This window comes from Coprococcus sp. AM14-16, assembly GCF_003434675.1.
Taxonomy (GTDB): Bacteria; Bacillota; Clostridia; order Lachnospirales; family Lachnospiraceae; genus Coprococcus; species Coprococcus aceti.
In genome coordinates this window covers 1084195-1103143 of record NZ_QTLL01000001.1, presented here as the reverse complement: position 1 = coordinate 1103143, position 18949 = coordinate 1084195, and the positions used below count along the sequence as shown (strand labels likewise).

The window sequence follows — 18949 nt, the reverse complement described above, 5'->3', positions numbered from 1 at the left end:
TCCATAAGGGTTATTTGAGATCGTACCTGACTAGTATATAACATTTGTGCACAGAATTAAAACAATAAAGACACAAATATGACACATTTACTGCGTATAGTAACAACTGTAAGAAAGAGAAAGGTACCGATTACAGGAATTAAGATAATAAAGATGCGAAAGGATGATAGAGATGGAACAGGAAAACAAGAACCAGATGAATGGAAATAGTGGTCAGGCACCACAGCAGGATGGTCTGTATCATTACAGCTATATGAACAATAGAGGAGATTCAAGATTTGACAGACCTTCAACAAATGCTTCACAGCAGACACAGAATGTTCAGGGCGCACAGTCAGCGCAGAACAATCAGACAGCCGGTGTACATGGCTCAGCACAGAACGCTCAGACTGCCGGCGCACAGAGTTCATCGCAGAATGCTCAAACAGTCGGTACACAGAACGCTTCATATTCAGGTTTTCAGAGAAATGTAAATGGCATGGAAGCATGGTATGACAGCCAGAGAATGAATCAGAGTTATCAGAATCAGGCAGGCAATCCAATGAACAATATGGGAACAGGAAAGCCTTCAGATAACAATATGAGACAGAAGAAGGCAAAAGATAAGAAGCCAAAGAACAGGAAGAGCGGATTTGGCAAGAAGGCAGCAAGTGTGGTTGCAGCGGCTGTTGTATTCGGACTTGTGGCAGGCGTTGTATTCCAGGGGGTCAGATATGGATCGGATAAGCTTCTCGGCAAAGATTCGCAGACCACAACAGAGCAGAGTGCTGAGGGTTCAACAGAGAACAATGCACCACAGCTCAAGCAGGCATCATCAGACACGACAAGTACAGTGTACGATGTGTCAACGGTTGCCAAGAAGGTTATGCCTTCCATCGTATCGATCACAGGAACATACGTAACAACATATGATTACTGGTTCAATTCATATCAGCAGGAGTCAACAGGAGCCGGTTCAGGTATCATCATCGGCAAGGATGACCAGTACCTGTATCTTGCAACTAATTATCATGTGGTACAGAATGCTAAGTCATTGTCAGTTACATTTGTCGATGACAAGAGTGCAGATGCGGTGGTAAAGGGATACGTTGAGAACAATGATATAGCAGTTGTCACAGTTAAGCTTTCGGACATATCGGATGACACTTTGAATGAGATAAAGGAGATTCAGGTAGGTTCATCGGATGATCTTGCAGTGGGTGATCCGTGCGTGGCAATCGGAAATGCACTTGGATATGGACAGTCAGTTACAGTTGGATATATAAGCGCACTTAACAGAGAGATAAGTGCTTCAGATGAGACAGTAAAGGTACTTCAGACAGATGCAGCCATCAACCCTGGTAACAGTGGTGGTGCCCTTGTCAACATGCAGGGCGAGCTGATCGGTATCAACACAGCCAAGTATTCAGATACAAGCGTTGAGGGTATGGGCTATGCACTTCCTATATCAGATGTACAGGATATAATCAATGACCTGATAGCAGGCAAGAATGTGTCAAATGATGGAACAACATCAGGACAGGCTTACCTCGGTATATCTGCCCAGACCATCACAAGCCAGTACGCACAGCTCCTGAACATGCCTGAGGGTGTATATATCTCATCAGTTGAGCAGGGTTCAGCAGCAGAGGAGTGTGGACTCCAGTCAGGAGATATCATTTGCAGCCTTGACGGTGAGGACATAGCAGATATGGAGACATTCCACGACAAGATCGTGGCCTGCAATCCTGGCGATAAGGTAACTATCGTATACTACAGAAACAACAATGGTAACTACGAGAAGCAGACTGCTACAGCTACGCTGAAGGAGAAGCAGTGATAAGTCAGATAATTCAGTGGTGATTTAGCACGGAGCTAACAGAACTGAAAGTCTATATATTGATATAACGGCACCTGTAAGTGAAATTACAGGTGCCGTTTTGTATGTAAGATATGTGGCTGTCAAAATTGTAATCTGCCTGCATTGTATCGGAAGTCCTCGTATTCATCCGGTATGCGGTCAAGTTCGGCGGTAAATGCCTGTGGATTGTAAATTTGCTTGCAAATATACTTTAAATGGTGCATTATAAAGAGTACGCTTAAGTATAGCGTAAGATTCGGAAAAATGAAAAAGAAAGGTTTACATAACAATGTACAAAATACTTTGTAAGGATGGAAGGGCAAAGAGAGCTGAATTTCAGACTGTTCACGGAACAGTGCAGACACCTCTGTTCATGAATGTTGGAACGGCAGCAGCCATAAAGGGAGCTGTGGCAACAACGGATCTCAAGGACATAGGATGTCAGATCGAGCTGTCAAATACATATCATCTCCATGTGAGACCTGGGGATAAGATAGTCAAGCAGATGGGCGGTTTACATAAGTTTATGTACTGGGACAGACCGATACTCACTGATTCAGGCGGATTCCAGGTATTCTCCCTGGCGGGACTCAGGAAGATCAAGGAGGAGGGCGTAACCTTCAATTCCCATGTCGATGGACGCAAGATATTCATGGGACCTGAGGAGAGCATGCAGATACAGTCGAATCTGGCATCTACAATAGCCATGGCATTTGACGAGTGTGCCCCTGCACTGGCTGACAGACAGTACGTGGAGAATTCTGTTGCGAGAACAGCCAGATGGCTTGTCAGATGTAAGAATGAGATGGAGAGACTTAACAGTCTGCCGGATACGATCAACAAGAATCAGCTATTGTTTGGAATCAATCAGGGTGCCATATACGAGGATATCAGAATAGATCACGCCAAGAGGATCAGCGAGCTTGATCTTCCGGGATATGCCATAGGAGGACTTGCGGTAGGAGAGACTGCAGAGCAGATGTACCACATACTCGATGTGACCGTTCCGTATCTGCCTGAGGACAGACCGACATACCTCATGGGTGTTGGAACCCCTGCAAATATACTTGAGGCGGTCGACAGAGGTGTTGATTTCTTCGATTGCGTATATCCATCCAGAAATGGACGACACGCCCATGTGTACACGAAGCATGGCAAGCTTAATCTCAAGAATGCGAGATTTGAGACAGACGACAGACCTATAGAGGAGGGCTGCGGATGCCCTGCATGCCAGCACTATAGCAGAGCGTACATCAGACACCTGCTCAAGGCAAATGAAATGCTCGGTATGAGATTTTGCGTCTTGCATAATTTGTATTTTTATAATAATATGATGAAAGACATCAGAGAGGCTATAGAAGGAGGAAGATATCAGTCATATAAGAAATCGATGCTTGAGAGCCTTGCTGGTGGAGAAGAGTAATCAAAAAGGAGACCAGAGAATGAATTCACTTTCAACAATTTTATCATCGTCAACAGGAACACAGGCCAGTGGCGGTTCATCAGTTATGTTTATTGTTGTATATATTGCCATATTTGCTGCAATCATTTACTTCATGATGATCAGACCACAGAAGAAGCAGAAGGCCAAGACAGACCAGATGCTTTCACAGATGGAGCCTGGTGATAATATCATGACAACCAGTGGTTTCTACGGAACCATCCTTGATGTGGTTGATGATTCAACTATCATCGTAGAGTTTGGTAACAACAAGAACTGTCGTATACCGATGCACAAGAGCGCTGTTGCAGAGCTTGAGAAGCAGGGATCATCAACAGTCACAGATGATGATAAGGATAAGAAGTCAAAGATATAATAAAGGTATCATCAGAGTAAATAAAAAAGCGGTCATTATACAGTGACCGCTTTTTTTATATCCTGAAATACAGCTTCCGTGATCCGAAGGCCGCCCCTTCCGGTTCCCACGGATATGTCGGGTTTGGCTGCGCCGTGGAAGTCGGAACCTCCTGATATGAGGAGCCCGTGTTTTCTGGCGATCTCCCTAAGCCTTCCGGATTCATAGGCATTGTTGGAAGAGTGGTAGACCTCAAGCCCTGAAAGGCCATATGGCTTCAGTTCTTCAAGCATGTCCTCTATCTGTTTATATCCAAATCCGTATATGAGGGGATGGGCGATGAAGGCAGCCTTGCCGTAGGTTCTTATGAGTCTTATGGCATCGGCGGCCGGTGTGTCTGGTGTTGGAATGTAATATTTGCATTTCTTGCCCAGATACTTTTTGAACGCCTGGTTCATGTCCCTGCATACGCCTTCGGCTATGAGAATTCTGGCAAAATGAGCTCTTGTGACGACAGTATCAGGATTGCCATGCTGCAGCTTCTCCATGGTCATGTCTATTCCGTCGGCGCGGAATCTCTCACACATCTGCTCGTTTCGGTCGTATCTGGCCTGTTTGATGGCGGCAAGACGGGAGATGAGCTCAGGGTTCTTGTAGTCCATATAGAAGCCCAGAATGTGGATCTCCACACCGTTGTAGATGGCGGACATCTCTATGCCGGGAACTACCTCGATATGATGGTCACTGCTGTCAGAAAAGCCAGAGCAGTTGGTGGAATCACTGTTCTGGATCGGAGAAAGAGTGCTGTTCCAGTTATCTGCATATGTGATTGCATCTGCTACGCCGTCTACTGTGTCGTGGTCGGTTATGGCGATCGCTGCAAGATTCCTGTCAATGGCAAGCTGGCACACCTCTGATGGGGTGCAGGAGCCGTCGGAAGCGGTGGTGTGAAGGTGCATATCTATAAATCTCATGTTGAAAACCTCCGTTTTTATTTTTTATATCATGTATCTGAGCAGCGTCTGAAGCGGCGCATGTCTGGGTTGAATGTGCTCTGACAGAAGTATTGTATATCAGATAAATACATATGTTCAAGTGAATATGGTTACGGTCAAATGATATAAGCGGACATATGAACCCTGACAACTGTGCCTTGTTAAAAACTTTCTCAATAAGGCGCGCTGTACTTGATAAAGTACACGCAAATGCGACAAAAATTTTCAATAAGCTATGGACTTCATAACTGTTTTGTGAGAAAATACCACTGATGGTTTGAATTAGAGAATTCGGAACCGCTTTTAAGAATTCATATTTTGAAAGGAGTTTCACAATGATTTACACTAAGGAAGTTGAAAACATGTGCCCTGTAGCAAAGGGTGCAAAGCATGAGCCAGCTCCTATCCCAGAAGAAGGAAAGTGGGTTTACTCAAAGGAAATCAAAGACATCTCTGGTTTTACACATGGTGTAGGCTGGTGTGCACCACAGCAGGGTGCCTGCAAGCTTTCACTTAACGTAAAAGAGGGTGTTATCGAGGAGGCTCTTGTCGAGACTATTGGATGTTCAGGTATGACACATTCAGCAGCTATGGCAGCTGAGATTCTTCAGGGTAAGACAATCCTTGAGGCTCTCAACACTGACCTTGTGTGCGATGCTATCAATACAGCAATGAGAGAGTTATTCCTTCAGATCGTATACGGACGTACACAGAGTGCATTCTCAGATGACGGACTTGCAGTTGGTGCCGGACTTGAGGATCTTGGAAAGGGTCTTCGTTCACAGGTTGGTACAATGTATGCAACAAAGGCTAAGGGTGTTCGTTACCTTGAGATGGCAGAGGGCTATGTAACAGGAATAGCACTTGATGCAGATGACGAAGTTATCGGATATCAGTTCGTTTCTCTTGGAAAGATGACTGACTTTATCAAGAAGGGTGATGACCCTAACACAGCTTGGGAGAAGGCTTCAGGTTCATACGGACGTGTTAAGCCAGAGCAGGGCGCTGTTAAGATCATCGATCCACGTAAAGAGTAGTCGGAAATAGAGGAAAGGAGAACGAGACAATGGCATTATTTGAATCATATGAAAGAAGAATAGACCAGATAAACGCTGTACTTAACAGCTATGGAATCAGCTCAATCGAAGAAGCTGAGAAGATCACAAAGGACGCTGGACTTGACGTTTACAATCAGGTAAAGGGTATTCAGCCAATTTGTTTTGAGAATGCTTGCTGGGCATATACAGTAGGTGCAGCAATCGCAATCAAGAAGGGATGCAGAAAGGCAGCAGACGCAGCAGCAGCTATCGGCGAGGGTCTTCAGGCATTCTGTATACCAGGTTCTGTTGCAGATCATCGTAAGGTTGGTCTTGGACATGGTAACCTTGGTAAGATGTTACTTGAGGAGGAGACAGAGTGCTTCTGTTTCTTAGCAGGTCATGAGTCATTTGCAGCAGCTGAGGGTGCTATCGGTATCGCTGAGAAGGCTAACAAGGTTCGTAAAAAACCTCTTAGAGTTATCCTTAACGGTCTTGGTAAGGATGCAGCTCAGATCATCTCAAGAATCAATGGATTTACATATGTTGAGACAAAGTATGACTACAAGAAGGCTGAGCTCAATGTAGTATACGAGAAGGCATATTCAGATGGTATCCGTGCAACAGTTAAGTGCTACGGCGCTGACGATGTTCAGGAAGGTGTTGCTATCATGCACAAGGAGAATGTTGGTGTATCTATCACAGGTAACTCAACAAATCCTACACGTTTCCAGCATCCAGTTGCAGGTACATACAAGAAGGAGTGTATCGAGCAGGGTAAGAAGTACTTCTCAGTAGCATCAGGCGGTGGTACAGGACGTACACTTCACCCAGATAACATGGCAGCAGGTCCTGCTTCATACGGTATGACAGATACTCTCGGACGTATGCACAGTGATGCACAGTTCGCTGGTTCATCATCAGTTCCTGCACACGTAGAGATGATGGGACTTATCGGAATGGGTAACAACCCTATGGTTGGTGCTACAGTTGCTGTAGCTGTTTCTGTTGAGGAAGCTGCTAACGCTGGTAAGTTCTAAGTAAAATCAAGGCTTTTGGGAATTGTGAGATAATTCAGAATTTTCTAAAAACTTGTTCGCATTCAGTATAAAATGCGTTTTTGTCCACATTTTGTCCACGTAAATATACGTGGGCAGGATGTGGATTTTTTTATGTGAACGATTGGCAAAATACTATGCTTATACGAGAACTGGACGACAGTTGATATGCCAATGGACCGCGCGAAAATGCGCGTATTTAGCGCAAATTCGCTTTATTAGCGCATTTACGAAAATCTATTGACATGCATCCGATTTCGGTCTAAAGTGGGTCTACCGATCGGAAGAAACGCAGGACGAGGAAGGACATGACATATACCAGATACATTTTCCGAATCCTTGTATAATATATCTGAACAATGTATCTGAATCTGTTCCAGATACATATTCTTTGTCAGTAGATCTTGGATTGGATGCGCCGATAATCTATAGAGTTCCGGTCGTAAAACTTATGAATTGTTAAACAGAGGATATAAACAATAGAAAGATGGTCATTCTGGTTCCGTTCTTTCTGCTTAAACTCAGGGAGAGATTAAGAAAAAAAATATCGCACTCCAGAAAATATAGCATTGTTGAAAAGCCTTATAAAAACAGATATAATGGGTAGCATAGATAAGAACATTGAACTTGGAAATATAACACTTGAGGATGGACACAGCTTTATGGCAACTCGGAAAGAGGTTGAATTAATATCCCGATTTCAGAGAAAAGGCCTATATCAATGAATTCTGAGAATTATATATAAGACATTTGAAATAAACAAGGAGGGCATGAGATGGGCATTTATTTTAATCCAAGTAATGACAGTTTTACGAAGGACAAGAATAGTGGATTGTATCTTGATAAGACAGGTCTGCTTGAATATCTGAACAGAGTTATATGTACAAATGCTAATTGTACCAGTGTCAGTCATGCCAGACGATTTGGTAAGTCCCATGCGGCATTTGATCTTGCACTTCAGAATTTTATTTTTGACAAACGTCAAAAATATTGTATAATATACTTAACAAGACAGCCGAGCGATAGATACGTCCTATCCGTCCGGCAAAAACCATTTTAAGATGAAACACCTCATAGCTTAGTCGGCTGAGGTGTTTTTCTTATTTTCTATGATTCAGAATTGTCACAATAAGTATCGCAACGGTTAATATAACCATGAATTCCTCATATGTACTCATAAGGCACCACTCCCTTCCAAGACTCGAACGGATATGGTGTAACACCCCTCGGCTGCCCGGTTAAATACATTATTCTATTTTCATACAGAAGTAATTTTGATATATATACATTTTGGAGATCCCCATATAACGTAAAACACCCCGCATTAATGCGAGGTTTAATTTAAAAAGAATTACAAATTGTATGTATAAAATTGTAATTACAGTATAAGTTATATCAAAATTATAGTCAATGTAATGTAAGAACATAATAATATTTTATAACCACATACCACCTTCCGGAATACATTAAACTATATCATGGACAAGGAGGTGAATACGCATGGACAGATTCGCAGTATATCTTGTAGTTGTTGCGGTTCTTTGCACTTTGATATCGGTAATAACGGAATTTACGAAAGAGGTAGGAGTGCTGAAGAAGATTCCTACCTCTTTTCAGGTTTTGATCACCAGTGTCATTGTGTGTGAGGTGGGACTTTTTGTTGGACTATCATTTTATCACATAGCATTTGTGTGGTATTATCCTGTGGCTGCGTTTTTCGGGGCATTTGTCATTGCGATTATATGTACCCGGGGATGGGACTACCTGATATCGATATTCAAGCGGTTTTACAAGGGCGGAGATAAGGAAAGGTGGCATGAATAAGGGTGTTATGACAGTGACACATGTAATACGAGACAGATAAGTATAAGTTCGGAATAATGATCCTAAGATTGTCTCCTGATTCAATGTCTGGAATATTATATACAGACAAAAGAATTCAGGAGACAATTTTATGGCTTCTAATAAGGTTCCATTAAAGGGCTACATGGATGGTATAGATATATCAGCGTGGCAGGATACTATAGATATAACCAAGGTGCCTTGTGACTTTGTGATAGTGAAAGCTACGGAGGGCACGGACTACAAGAACAGGTATTTTGCAAAGCACTGTGACCAGGCGATGAAAGCGGGAAAACTCCTGGGGGCATTCCATTATGCAAATGGTGGCGATCCCCACAGTGAGGCTGAGTATTTCATAGCATACAGTAAGAAATATGTGGGCAAGGCGATACTTGTCCTTGACTGGGAGGGGCAGAATAATCCGCAGTTTGGCAGAAGTGACAGGGCATGGTGCAAAGAGTGGTGTGATCATGTGTACAGTAAGACCGGTGTTAAGCCCCTGATCTATATCCAGAAGAGCGCCATGGACAATGTAAAGGGCCTGGGATACAGGCTGTGGGTTGCACAGTATCCTGATTACGAGCGGACGGGATATCAGGAGCATCCATGGAATGAAGGTCAATACGAATGTGATATCAGACAGTACACATCCGTTGGAAGACTTCCGGGTTACGATGGCAATCTCGATCTTAACAAGTCATATATAGATAAGACGACATGGAAAAAATATGCCGCAAAAAAGACTGGCAGTTCACAGAAGAAATCGATAGATGTGATAGCCAGAGAGGTCATAGCCGGCGACTGGGGAAATGGCGATGACAGAAAGAACAGGCTGAAGAAGGCAGGGTATGATCATGTCAAGGTGCAGAATAAGGTAAATGAGATGCTTGGCAGATAGCTGCAGGTAAATGACATAAGAAAAATGGCAGGAAAACGAAGTATAAAATTAGTTCCGGCAAAAATGAAATTTATATGAAGAATCATCCACACCTGTTGACGAAGCGCAATATATACTATAGGATAGTGGAAAACAAAAGCCCCCGTCAGGGATACATGAAAGGAAAAGGTGATATATATGCCATATTATGGATTTTATTTTGACCCAACATATCTGTTGGTTCTCATAGGCGTGGTGCTCTGCATGATAGCGTCGGCAAGAGTCAAGACCACATACAAGAAGTATGAGAAGGTGGGATCGCGGTCAGGCTACACAGCGGACCAGGTCGCATACATGATACTCAGGAATGCGGGGATAACGGATGTGTCAATACATCACATCTCAGGAGATCTGACTGATAATTACAATCCTAAGGAGCATACGCTCAATCTGTCGGACAGCGTGTATGGTTCCAGATCCATCGCAGCGATAGGCGTGGCAGCCCATGAGTGCGGACATGCCATACAGCATGCAAATGCATATGCACCGCTCACCATAAGGTCAGCAATCATTCCAGCGGCAAATATAGGCTCAGCCATATCATGGCCGCTCATACTTATAGGACTTCTCATTCCGAGGGTTGATTACCTTATAACACTCGGAATCATATTGTTCTCACTGGTTGTTGTCCTACAGTTTGTGACACTTCCGGTGGAGTTCAATGCATCGAGAAGAGCCATGGCGATACTGGAGGGCAGCGGATATCTCTATCCGGATGAACTCAAGGGTGCAAGAAGTGTACTCACAGCGGCAGCTATGACATATGTGGCAGCTATGGTATCAGCATCACTTCAGTTGCTCAGACTTGTATTATTGTTTGGCAACAGGAGAAGATAGCGGAATTATAACAGAAAATATAAAAATGCATAAAAAAGTCTTGTGAATTTGTTGATAGTATTTGCAACTTTGCTATGGTAAAATGGTTAAAGTGGCAAAAATCTACATATTTGCAAGATTTTTTCTGCTATAGTGCACAATTATAGCGGGGATGGTCTGCGAAACAATTAATTAAGGGAGGGTAATTGATGAGAAAGAGAAGGCTACGAGGAGGTATAACGGCCTTGTCGGTGCTTGCGGCTATAGGTATGGCATCGGGAATAACGGCATTTGCGGCGGACGGAACACAGTCTGAAGCTGCGAATACGGGAAAGGGGCTGGAGTATGTATATGAGTCGTCAGGCTCTACACCATCAGGTGTCACGCTCAACGGCAATTCGGTAATCATAAAGCAGTCGCCGAATTCCACTGACAGCGAGCAGTTATTAAATATTTACAATGACAAAGACAGGGATGGAATCCTTGATGAGGGCGAGGAAGCTTTCGCATTGGATGGAAGCACGGACATACAATATGGCAATATATATGGAATCTATCATGGTAATGGCAGTTCGCCGATCTCCATAACCATAGACGGTGCTGAACTGCCTGTTGTATATGGAGCATTTGAGAGCACTGTTGAGACTCCGGAGAACATGACTGCGGTAACTATCAGTGTGAAGGGCGACGCGGCAGTTGAAAGTCTGTATGGACTTTTCAGAACATATTGTACTGGTGGTGTACTGATAGACACGGAGAAGTCAGTTAAGATAAAGACGCTCTATGGTCTCAGCACATCGACCATAGATGGAGACATCACGGAGAATATCAATTATAGCTGTGACGGCAACACATTTGTCACACTGGCTACAGATGGATATTACACAGGAAAGGCATACACTATTAATGGCGATGCAGTGTTCAATATGAAAGGAGCCAGCGCCAATTCAGTGTATCTCGTGCAGAATGGAGCTGTGCTCAGTAAGACACTGACGGCCAAGGTGACTGATTCCAAGGTAGACAGCCTGAACGGAGTTTCCCAGGGGGCAAAGGTTGATGGTGACGTGAGCCTTACATTTGACGGAATATCAGCCATAAAGGATGGAAGAAGTGCCAGTTTATATGGTGCGTCAAGTGCGACTATCCTTGGAAATCTGGACCTTAAGCTGAAAAGCCAGTCTGGATCAGAGATGTCTGTGTATGGCACCAATAATACAAATATAAAGGGAAATGTAAATGTCAGCATTGATGGCTCAGGAGCAAAGTTCAACACCATATATGGAATGTATGGCGGTATGCTGGGCGGAAGGGCTGATATAGATATAAAGAACTGCGCTGCCGGTTACACAACATGTGGCATGAATTCGGTTTCGTTCAGTCAGACTCAGCCGGAGGAAGAAGGAACATATACGTATACTGTGAACATGGAGAATATCACTGGCGCCAGCGGCAGGGTATATGGAATTTCAAATTGTTCCGGTATCACTTCTGCCAGAGTTGCAATGAAGGCTGTGGCAACAACAGATACATTAAATGGCATGTATCTGAGCACAGGTGTAAAAGGTGATATAAAGGCAGAACTTTACAACTGTAATGCAGCCTATGTAAATGCTCTGGAGCTGTCAAATGTGACGGTAAATGGTTCTGTAGATGCCATAGTTTCGGGCTGCAGCATTACGAGATCTCTGAATGTAGAGCAGGGCGGAAGCATCAGTAAGGATCTTAACATAAGCGTCAGCAACGTTATCAGCAGTTCAGCACGGTTTGTATACGGCGGTAGCTGTCTGGGAAATATGACGGTCAATGTGGATGGCATGAATGATGAATCCATAGTAGACGAAAATGGCGATCCGCTTGTGAACTCGTATGAATACGCGGGCAGCGACATGTTTACCATGATGGGCAACTTTGCACTGGCAGGGGAACTCAAGGCGGATATAGCAAAGATACATTTTGCAAAATGTGGACTCGCCGGAGGTGATTACAGTTGCGGAAATATCGGAACAAAGGTTGACATAACGTTGTCAGACAGCAGTATAAATGGACTGGCGGGAAATAATATTTTCTATCTGGCAAATGAGAGCTATTCTGGTTCAACCGAGAATACAGTTCCTGTTGATATAAAGATCAACAACACAGATTTTACAAATGCAGACGGAATAAGTTTCCAGATGTATATAGGTAATAACAAGGATGCAAAAGTTACATTTGATGACAAGTGCAGTATGCCGGAGAAGTATTATATGGCTCCAAGCATGAATACCACCGGCTCATCTGTTATAACCTATGGACAGAATATATATTATGGCGGACAGAATCTTGTGATAGACAAGGATGTAACTGCTGACAATATTTACTTTGGTAACTTCACAGAGAACGGAAGCCAGGGCAATGCCGTGATCGTTATCAACAAGGGGGTAACGGTAACTGCAAATGAGGGTATATATGCAGCAGGCGGTTCAAACATACTCCACAGTGGAATCCTCAAGGGAACATTTAAGGCGACTGATGGGTATCTGCCAAATATATTCTCAAAGGGGGGCGTAATAGAGGACTCGGCTGTAGGGGATGTTGCAAATGTAAATTATTCATTAGATGTTGTGTCCAACGATAAGGCCGCAACGTACACCATGACAGGCAAGACGTCACAGTATATTGATCCTGATGGTACATATGTCAAGGGCGGCGCAGATGTCAAGATAACACCGACCGTGAACAAGGGATATATTCTTGACAAGGTGACCTTCAGAGGTCAGAGCGACACAGCGGAAAATTCAGCGGTTGAATCAAATGGCGTGTACACGTTCAGCATGCCGAATGAGCCTTGTACAGTGACGGTCGTAACGACAGGAAAGCAGATCGTGGTATCCAAGACAACTGTTGACCCTTCAGCACTGCTTGGAAAAGAATACACGGCAGCTTCACCTCTCTATGACATGGCAGATCTTGTCATATCAAACGACGCAAGAGAGGGCGAGGTCACATACGAGATAGACGAGACAAATGGACTTCCTGAGGGACTCTCATTGATCGATGGCAAGGTTGTCGGAACGGCAAGCAAGCTTTATGAAGATGGAAAGAATGTCATAGTACATGTGACAGGAAGAAATGGTTCAAAGGCACAGCTCTCACTGAATGTGATCGTCTCAAATGAGGAGAAGAAGCAGGACAACCAGGATGGCCGAATCGTAGTTGACGAGGATGAGAAGACTATATGTCTCAACGGAACATCAGTGGTCATCCAGGCAAAGGACGACACAGAGACAGAGATATACGTGGACGACAATCAGGATGGACAGGCAGATGGCAAGACACCTCTGTACACCGGAGATCTGTCGGAGTACACGATAACAGGTGTCGAGGACAACGCCATAAGACGAAATATCAGGATCACCATGACGGGGGGAAATGTAAAAGCAATATACGGTGCAAAGGATTCAGAGCTTTCATATGAAGACGGCGATGCGGTGAGTATAAATATCCGTGGTGGTAAGGCAGCAACTATGTATGTTCTGTCGAATTCAACCGTGGATGGAACCATCGCATATGAGATCGCAGAGAACACTGTAGATAAGGGCGGATTTGCAGCGGATACAACATCAAAATATACCGGTGCATTCATGAGAAACAGCAAGGATATCGTAACTATCAGAGGAACCTACGTTGTGAATAAGAAGCTCACGGCAATGGCTCTGATAATCTATGACAGTGCGGCAGTTGATGTAAATGCTCCTGTTGAGGTAACGGATTATGTGTCACTGAACGAGAGATCATCCGCAGTATTTAACGATACGCTGACCGCTGACAGGCTTGGTTATTCAAAGTATGCCAAGGCAGTTGTGAATGGAGATACGAAGCTTGCGGCTCTCAATATGACACAGTATGACACGACACTCACAATAGGCGAGGATGCGCTGTTTGATGTGGGCAAGGTCAACATGACATCAGGCTGGGCAAGAGTATATCAGAAGGGTACGCTCAAGTGTCCTTCAGACCAGTTCAGCAACACAGGTGTGTGGGTGGCAGCAGGAAAATTTGCAGATGATATAGATGCCAGCGGCTGGACAGGAGTGTATTACAGCTATGCAGGCGGCTCAACAAACATGGACAACACATCAGCAAAATTGGCTGCACAGTCATATGTAGTTGAATATGAGAATGTCAAATATGTTGCCTGCAAACAGGCGATCACAGTTAGCTATACCGATGTGCCGGGTTACACAGCCTATGTGTCGGCAAATGGCGGCGAGCCGGTACAGGGAAGCAACGGAAGTGCAAAGGTGACAGGCCCGGATTCATCTATGTCTATTGTAGTGGATTATGTGGCAGACCAGATAGACATCAGTAAGGAATACGCAGATCCGATTCTGGCGGCGGAGACCAAGTACACAGCGGATTCACCAGCGTACGATCTCACGATCCTCAAGGTTACAGGAGATACCACAAAGAATTATGGAACTGACATGCAGTACAGATTGAAGAGCGGTTCGACACTTCCATCAGGACTTGTGCTTGAGTCGGGTAAGATAACAGGAACAGCCAAGAATGCAGGTGAAAGCACAGTAGTATTTGTCATAACAGGACGAAATGGAACACCGGTTGATTTCCCAGTGGTATTCAAGGTACTGCCGGCAGGCACGGAGATACCTGATATCAACAAGCTTGGTGTATCTGTGAACACAGAGGATAAGACCATTGATCTCGGTGGAAATTCAGCAGTGATAATAGTTGATCCGTCGGATAGCAGCAAGAGCTCAGTATATCTGGATGCTGATCATAATGGAGTGGCAGACGACAACAGACCACTCAGAATAGACGGAGAGGTTACATATGATCTGTCAGGCTACAGCATATCAGGCTATACGGACACAGCAAATAAATACACCGGTGACATATCGGTGACACTCAGAAGCGGAAATGTCGGCAATATATGTGCTGCGGGTTCAACTGACAGCAAGGCAGACCGAGTGACGATAGATGGAAATGTAACCATGACGATCATGAGCGGTTATGTGTCAGGCACTGTAGCTGCGGCAGGAAACGCTGATGTCAAGACAGTGACCTTCGCGGCAGAGGACGGAAGAGCAGGAAGCGTGGTATACGGTGCGTACAATACAAATGCGGAGAAGGTAGACTTCACATTTGCAAAGTCTGCACAGATGTACACACCGAAATCAACCAAGTCTGAGAATATGTATGTTACATCGGGTGGATCAGTATCCGGTGATGTGGATATAAGAGTTGGTATAACTGATCATTACAATACATTTATATACGGTGCGGATTACATGAACAAGCGCTCCTACTTCAACGGAGTGTCGGGAACAGCCGTATCCGGAAATGTGAACTGTGTGGTTGATGGAAGATGGTGCGCTGAGAAGTGCAACAACTTTGTCCAGCAGTCAGATGTGAAGGGAGATCTGTATGCCGAGATAAAGTCAGGAGAACTCAGAAAAAATGACGTCAACAATGAGCATAGCAAGGCATTGGTATTTAACTATGGTCACAGCATTGGAAATATATACGTCAAGGCAGGAACAGAGGGCGCTGTCACAGGTGACTTTGTACTTGCGGCAGGCGGTAAGGTTGGCAAGGTAGAGTATGTAGACGAGAATGCAAAGTCCACAGCTACTGTAAAGGGCACCGCTGACAATTACCGGGTTGAGAGTCTGGGTTCACTGTATATGTCTCTCGCCGGCAAATTAACTATAGGCGGAGACTACACACTTGACAGAGAGGTGGAGGTAAAACAGCTTGAGATCCTCAAGGATTCAAAGCTGACCATCGCCGATGGCGCAGTTCTTACAAATACATCGACAGCGACAGTTACCGGTGATGTTGAGAACCTTGGCACATGGAATGTGGACGGCGCTCTGACTATGACAGGATCACTGGTCAACAGAGGTGCATGGAATCTGAAAGGAAATGTTCAGGCTTCAGCAACAGTAGATAACTACGGGGATATCACAGCAGCAAATAGTGAGAGGATCACCTTGAATACAAATGCAAAGCTCATCAATAGAGCTGATGCACAGTTTACATTTGGCAACCTCACAAACAGTGCAATGATCGTAAACTATGGTAATATGAAGCAGCTTGCATATACGTCAAGTCTTGGAAGCGGAAGCATACTCACCACAGTGATCCCGGATATGGTGTACGCACTGAAAAATTACAGCGCCATTTTCTACAAGCTTGATGTGGATTATCCTGCATATTGCTTCAAGGATGGCGATGCAAAGATAGAGAAGAGTTCATCGGCAACAAGATGTCAGAAGAAGTCAGGTGTTGACGGTGACGATGCACTCTATATACAGGGTGGCAAGTCGTTCTACATCACAATAGACGGTGAGCCGATAGATGGAATGGCGGTGGATTCAGTTGTATTTGGACCGGATGACACAGCCATGACTACAAGTAACAACCGTCTCTGGAGCGGCGTCATGACATATGAGCCGGCAACAGTTACGGTAAATATGGCAAAGCAGGAGGCCGTAAATATAACTCTTGCAAAGACAGAGGATACAGTTAAGGCGCAGGTTGGAAAGACAACCACAAAGGATGAGCCATTATATGATCTGACAGCCATAGAGATCCAGAATGATGAAGCTGTGGACAACGGATATGTGTTATACTCCCTTGCAAAGGGACAGACACTTCCGGCAGGACTTGTGATATACGATGGAAAGGTATATGGAACGCCGAAGACTGCAAGTGCTGAGGCACAGACAGTCAAGTTCACGGTGAGAGGACAGAATCAGACAGTGGCTGAGTTCACACTGATCATATCCAGCGTGGAGAAGGGAATACCTTCATTTACTGCTGGAAAGGCGGGCGACGCATATGCCGGCAAGACCCTTGCGGATGTGGAGCTTCCAACATCGGCAGCAGGAAAGTACATGTGGGCAGATGGAACACAGCAGGTAGGAAAGGCCGGAACAAGTGAGAACTACGATGCATACTTTGTTCCAGACGACACAGCAAACTATGACTGGAGCAAGATCGATGCAGCAGAGGGAACATATGAGGAACTGGAAGACGGAAGTGTGAGAATTGCAGTGAAGCTTTCAGTGTATGTGAGAAAGCAGGATCCTGTATTTACAGTTCCGGAGAATGTCACAGCTACATACGGAGACACTGTTGGCAAGATACTCCTGCCTGAGACAGCAGGTGGAATGTTCATCTGGGAGAATGCAGATGAATCTGTAGGAGAGGTTGGAACAAAGACTTTCCTTGCAACATTTGTACCTGAAGATGAGGATGTATACGAGAGAGCAGAGCATGTGGAGATAACTGTTCAGATTCTTCCTGCAAATGCAGTATTTACTCAGGCGATAGATTCACTGAGTGCTAAGGAGAATATGACTCTTGCAGACATAGAGCTTCCAGAGCGCGAGGATGGAGTATACACATGGTATACAGACAGAACGACAAAGGTTGAGGATGGCAATACATACAAGCTTTGCTTCAAGCCTGCAGACACAGTAAATTATGACTGGACATCAGTTACAGGATGGAACAGGGCTTACAATGGAGTTGTATTCAATGTAAAGATTACCGTCGAGAAAGAGCCGGAGCAGCATGTACACGATTACGGCAATAAGTACAAGAGCGACAGCAGATCTCACTGGTATCAGTGCTCATGTGGAGAGAAGTCAGGCCTGGCAAATCACACATGGGACAAGGGCGCGATAACGACCAAGCCTACAGACACAGCGGCAGGTAAGAAGACATTTACTTGTACCAAGTGTGGATACAAGCGTTATGAGTCAGTAGCTGCCCTTGGAATAGACATAGGAAATTCCAAGAACAATGTGGTCGTAAGGGGTATAGAAAAGAATGGATATACATACACAGGATCATCGATCACTGTTAAATCGCTTGCGCTGAGGAGAGGCAAAACAACACTGAAGAATGGTGTGGATTACACCGTACAGTACAAGAATAACAAGAATATCGGTACAGCGACAGTAACGATCACAGGTAAGGGTAATTACAGAGGCTCCGTCAGCAAGACATTTGCTATCAAGGCTGGCAAGGGCAAGATATACAAAGTTTCGCAGAAGGGCGTGCCTGGCTATCTGAAATACAAGGTGACAAATGCTGCTTCAAATGGCAAGGGAACAGTGACACTTGTTGGAAGTACAAGCAAGAAGAACGACAAGAAGTTCAAGTCACTCACGGTTGCATCCAGTGTCAAGATCGGTGGAGTGAACTTCAATGTTACGGCTGTAGGAGCGAAAGCATTTACAGGACGCAAATATCTCACCACGGTTGTGATTGGAGGAAACGTTAAGACCATAGGCGGTGCAGCATTCAGCAAGTGTGGAAAGCTTGGAAAAGTTACCATAAAGTCTACAAGGATAACGACTATCGGTAAGAATGCTTTCCAGGGTGTCAAGAGCAATGTGAAGATATATCTTCCTAAGAAGAAATATGACGCATATGCAAAGAAGCTCAAGGCGAAGGGAATGAACACTCCTAAGAAAGCGGTATACAAAAAGTCAAAATAAATGAAATGCGTTGATGCATTGGCGGGACAGTCACAGATGATGTGGCTGTCCTGTTTTTTATGTGAAGATCGTTCTGGTGTAAAACCATGAGTGTAGTGACAGGAAAGATATAATC

General features: G+C 44.5%; 11 protein-coding genes. 10 read left to right on the top strand and 1 reads right to left on the bottom strand.

The features are described 5' to 3' along the window. Positions 1-172: 172 nt before the first annotated feature. The 3 genes from DW159_RS04925 to yajC all read left to right on the top strand — a co-directional run bounded on the left by DW159_RS04925 (position 173) and on the right by yajC (position 3657). Complete coding sequence (locus tag DW159_RS04925; RefSeq protein WP_242992614.1) at positions 173-1819, top strand: S1C family serine protease; 1647 nt, start codon at positions 173-175, stop codon at positions 1817-1819. Positions 1820-2129: 310 nt separating this feature from the next. Beyond that, positions 2130-3263: a tRNA guanosine(34) transglycosylase Tgt gene (gene tgt / locus DW159_RS04920; protein ID WP_117549130.1), complete on the top strand. Its 1134-nt coding sequence runs from the start codon at positions 2130-2132 to the stop codon at positions 3261-3263. 19 nt (positions 3264-3282) lie between these two features. Beyond that, on the top strand, positions 3283-3657 hold the full coding sequence (yajC, locus tag DW159_RS04915; protein ID WP_015533108.1) for a preprotein translocase subunit YajC: 375 nt from the start codon (positions 3283-3285) through the stop codon (positions 3655-3657). A gap of 35 nt (positions 3658-3692) precedes the next feature. Here yajC and DW159_RS04910 read toward each other — a convergent pair whose 3' ends face one another. Next, positions 3693-4610, bottom strand: a complete 918-nt coding sequence (locus DW159_RS04910; protein ID WP_117549129.1) for a PHP domain-containing protein — start codon at positions 4608-4610, stop codon at positions 3693-3695. A 356-nt stretch (positions 4611-4966) separates the two neighbouring features. Between DW159_RS04910 and DW159_RS04905 the strand changes: the two genes are divergently transcribed. The 7 genes from DW159_RS04905 (at position 4967) to DW159_RS04875 (ending at position 18834) form a co-directional block, all read left to right on the top strand. Beyond that, a complete protein-coding gene (locus DW159_RS04905) occupies positions 4967-5668 on the top strand; it encodes an iron-sulfur cluster assembly scaffold protein (RefSeq protein ID WP_004853825.1) in 702 nt (233 codons plus the stop codon). A 29-nt stretch (positions 5669-5697) separates the two neighbouring features. Further along, entirely contained in the window at positions 5698-6708 is a 1011-nt protein-coding gene (locus DW159_RS04900) for a GGGtGRT protein (RefSeq protein WP_004853826.1), read from the top strand. Positions 6709-7501: 793 nt separating this feature from the next. Further along, the gene (locus tag DW159_RS04895; RefSeq protein ID WP_117549128.1) at positions 7502-7786 is read left to right on the top strand and encodes a hypothetical protein; all 285 of its coding nucleotides are present in this window, start codon (positions 7502-7504) and stop codon (positions 7784-7786) included. A gap of 440 nt (positions 7787-8226) precedes the next feature. Next, complete coding sequence (locus tag DW159_RS04890; protein WP_117549127.1) at positions 8227-8550, top strand: hypothetical protein; 324 nt, start codon at positions 8227-8229, stop codon at positions 8548-8550. Positions 8551-8680: 130 nt separating this feature from the next. After that, complete coding sequence (locus DW159_RS04885) at positions 8681-9466, top strand: GH25 family lysozyme (RefSeq protein ID WP_117549126.1); 786 nt, start codon at positions 8681-8683, stop codon at positions 9464-9466. Positions 9467-9643: 177 nt separating this feature from the next. Then, a complete protein-coding gene (locus DW159_RS04880; RefSeq protein ID WP_015533113.1) occupies positions 9644-10342 on the top strand; it encodes a zinc metallopeptidase in 699 nt (232 codons plus the stop codon). 188 nt (positions 10343-10530) lie between these two features. Next, on the top strand, positions 10531-18834 hold the full coding sequence (locus DW159_RS04875; protein WP_147323103.1) for a leucine-rich repeat protein: 8304 nt from the start codon (positions 10531-10533) through the stop codon (positions 18832-18834). The last annotated feature ends 115 nt before the right edge of the window (positions 18835-18949 follow it).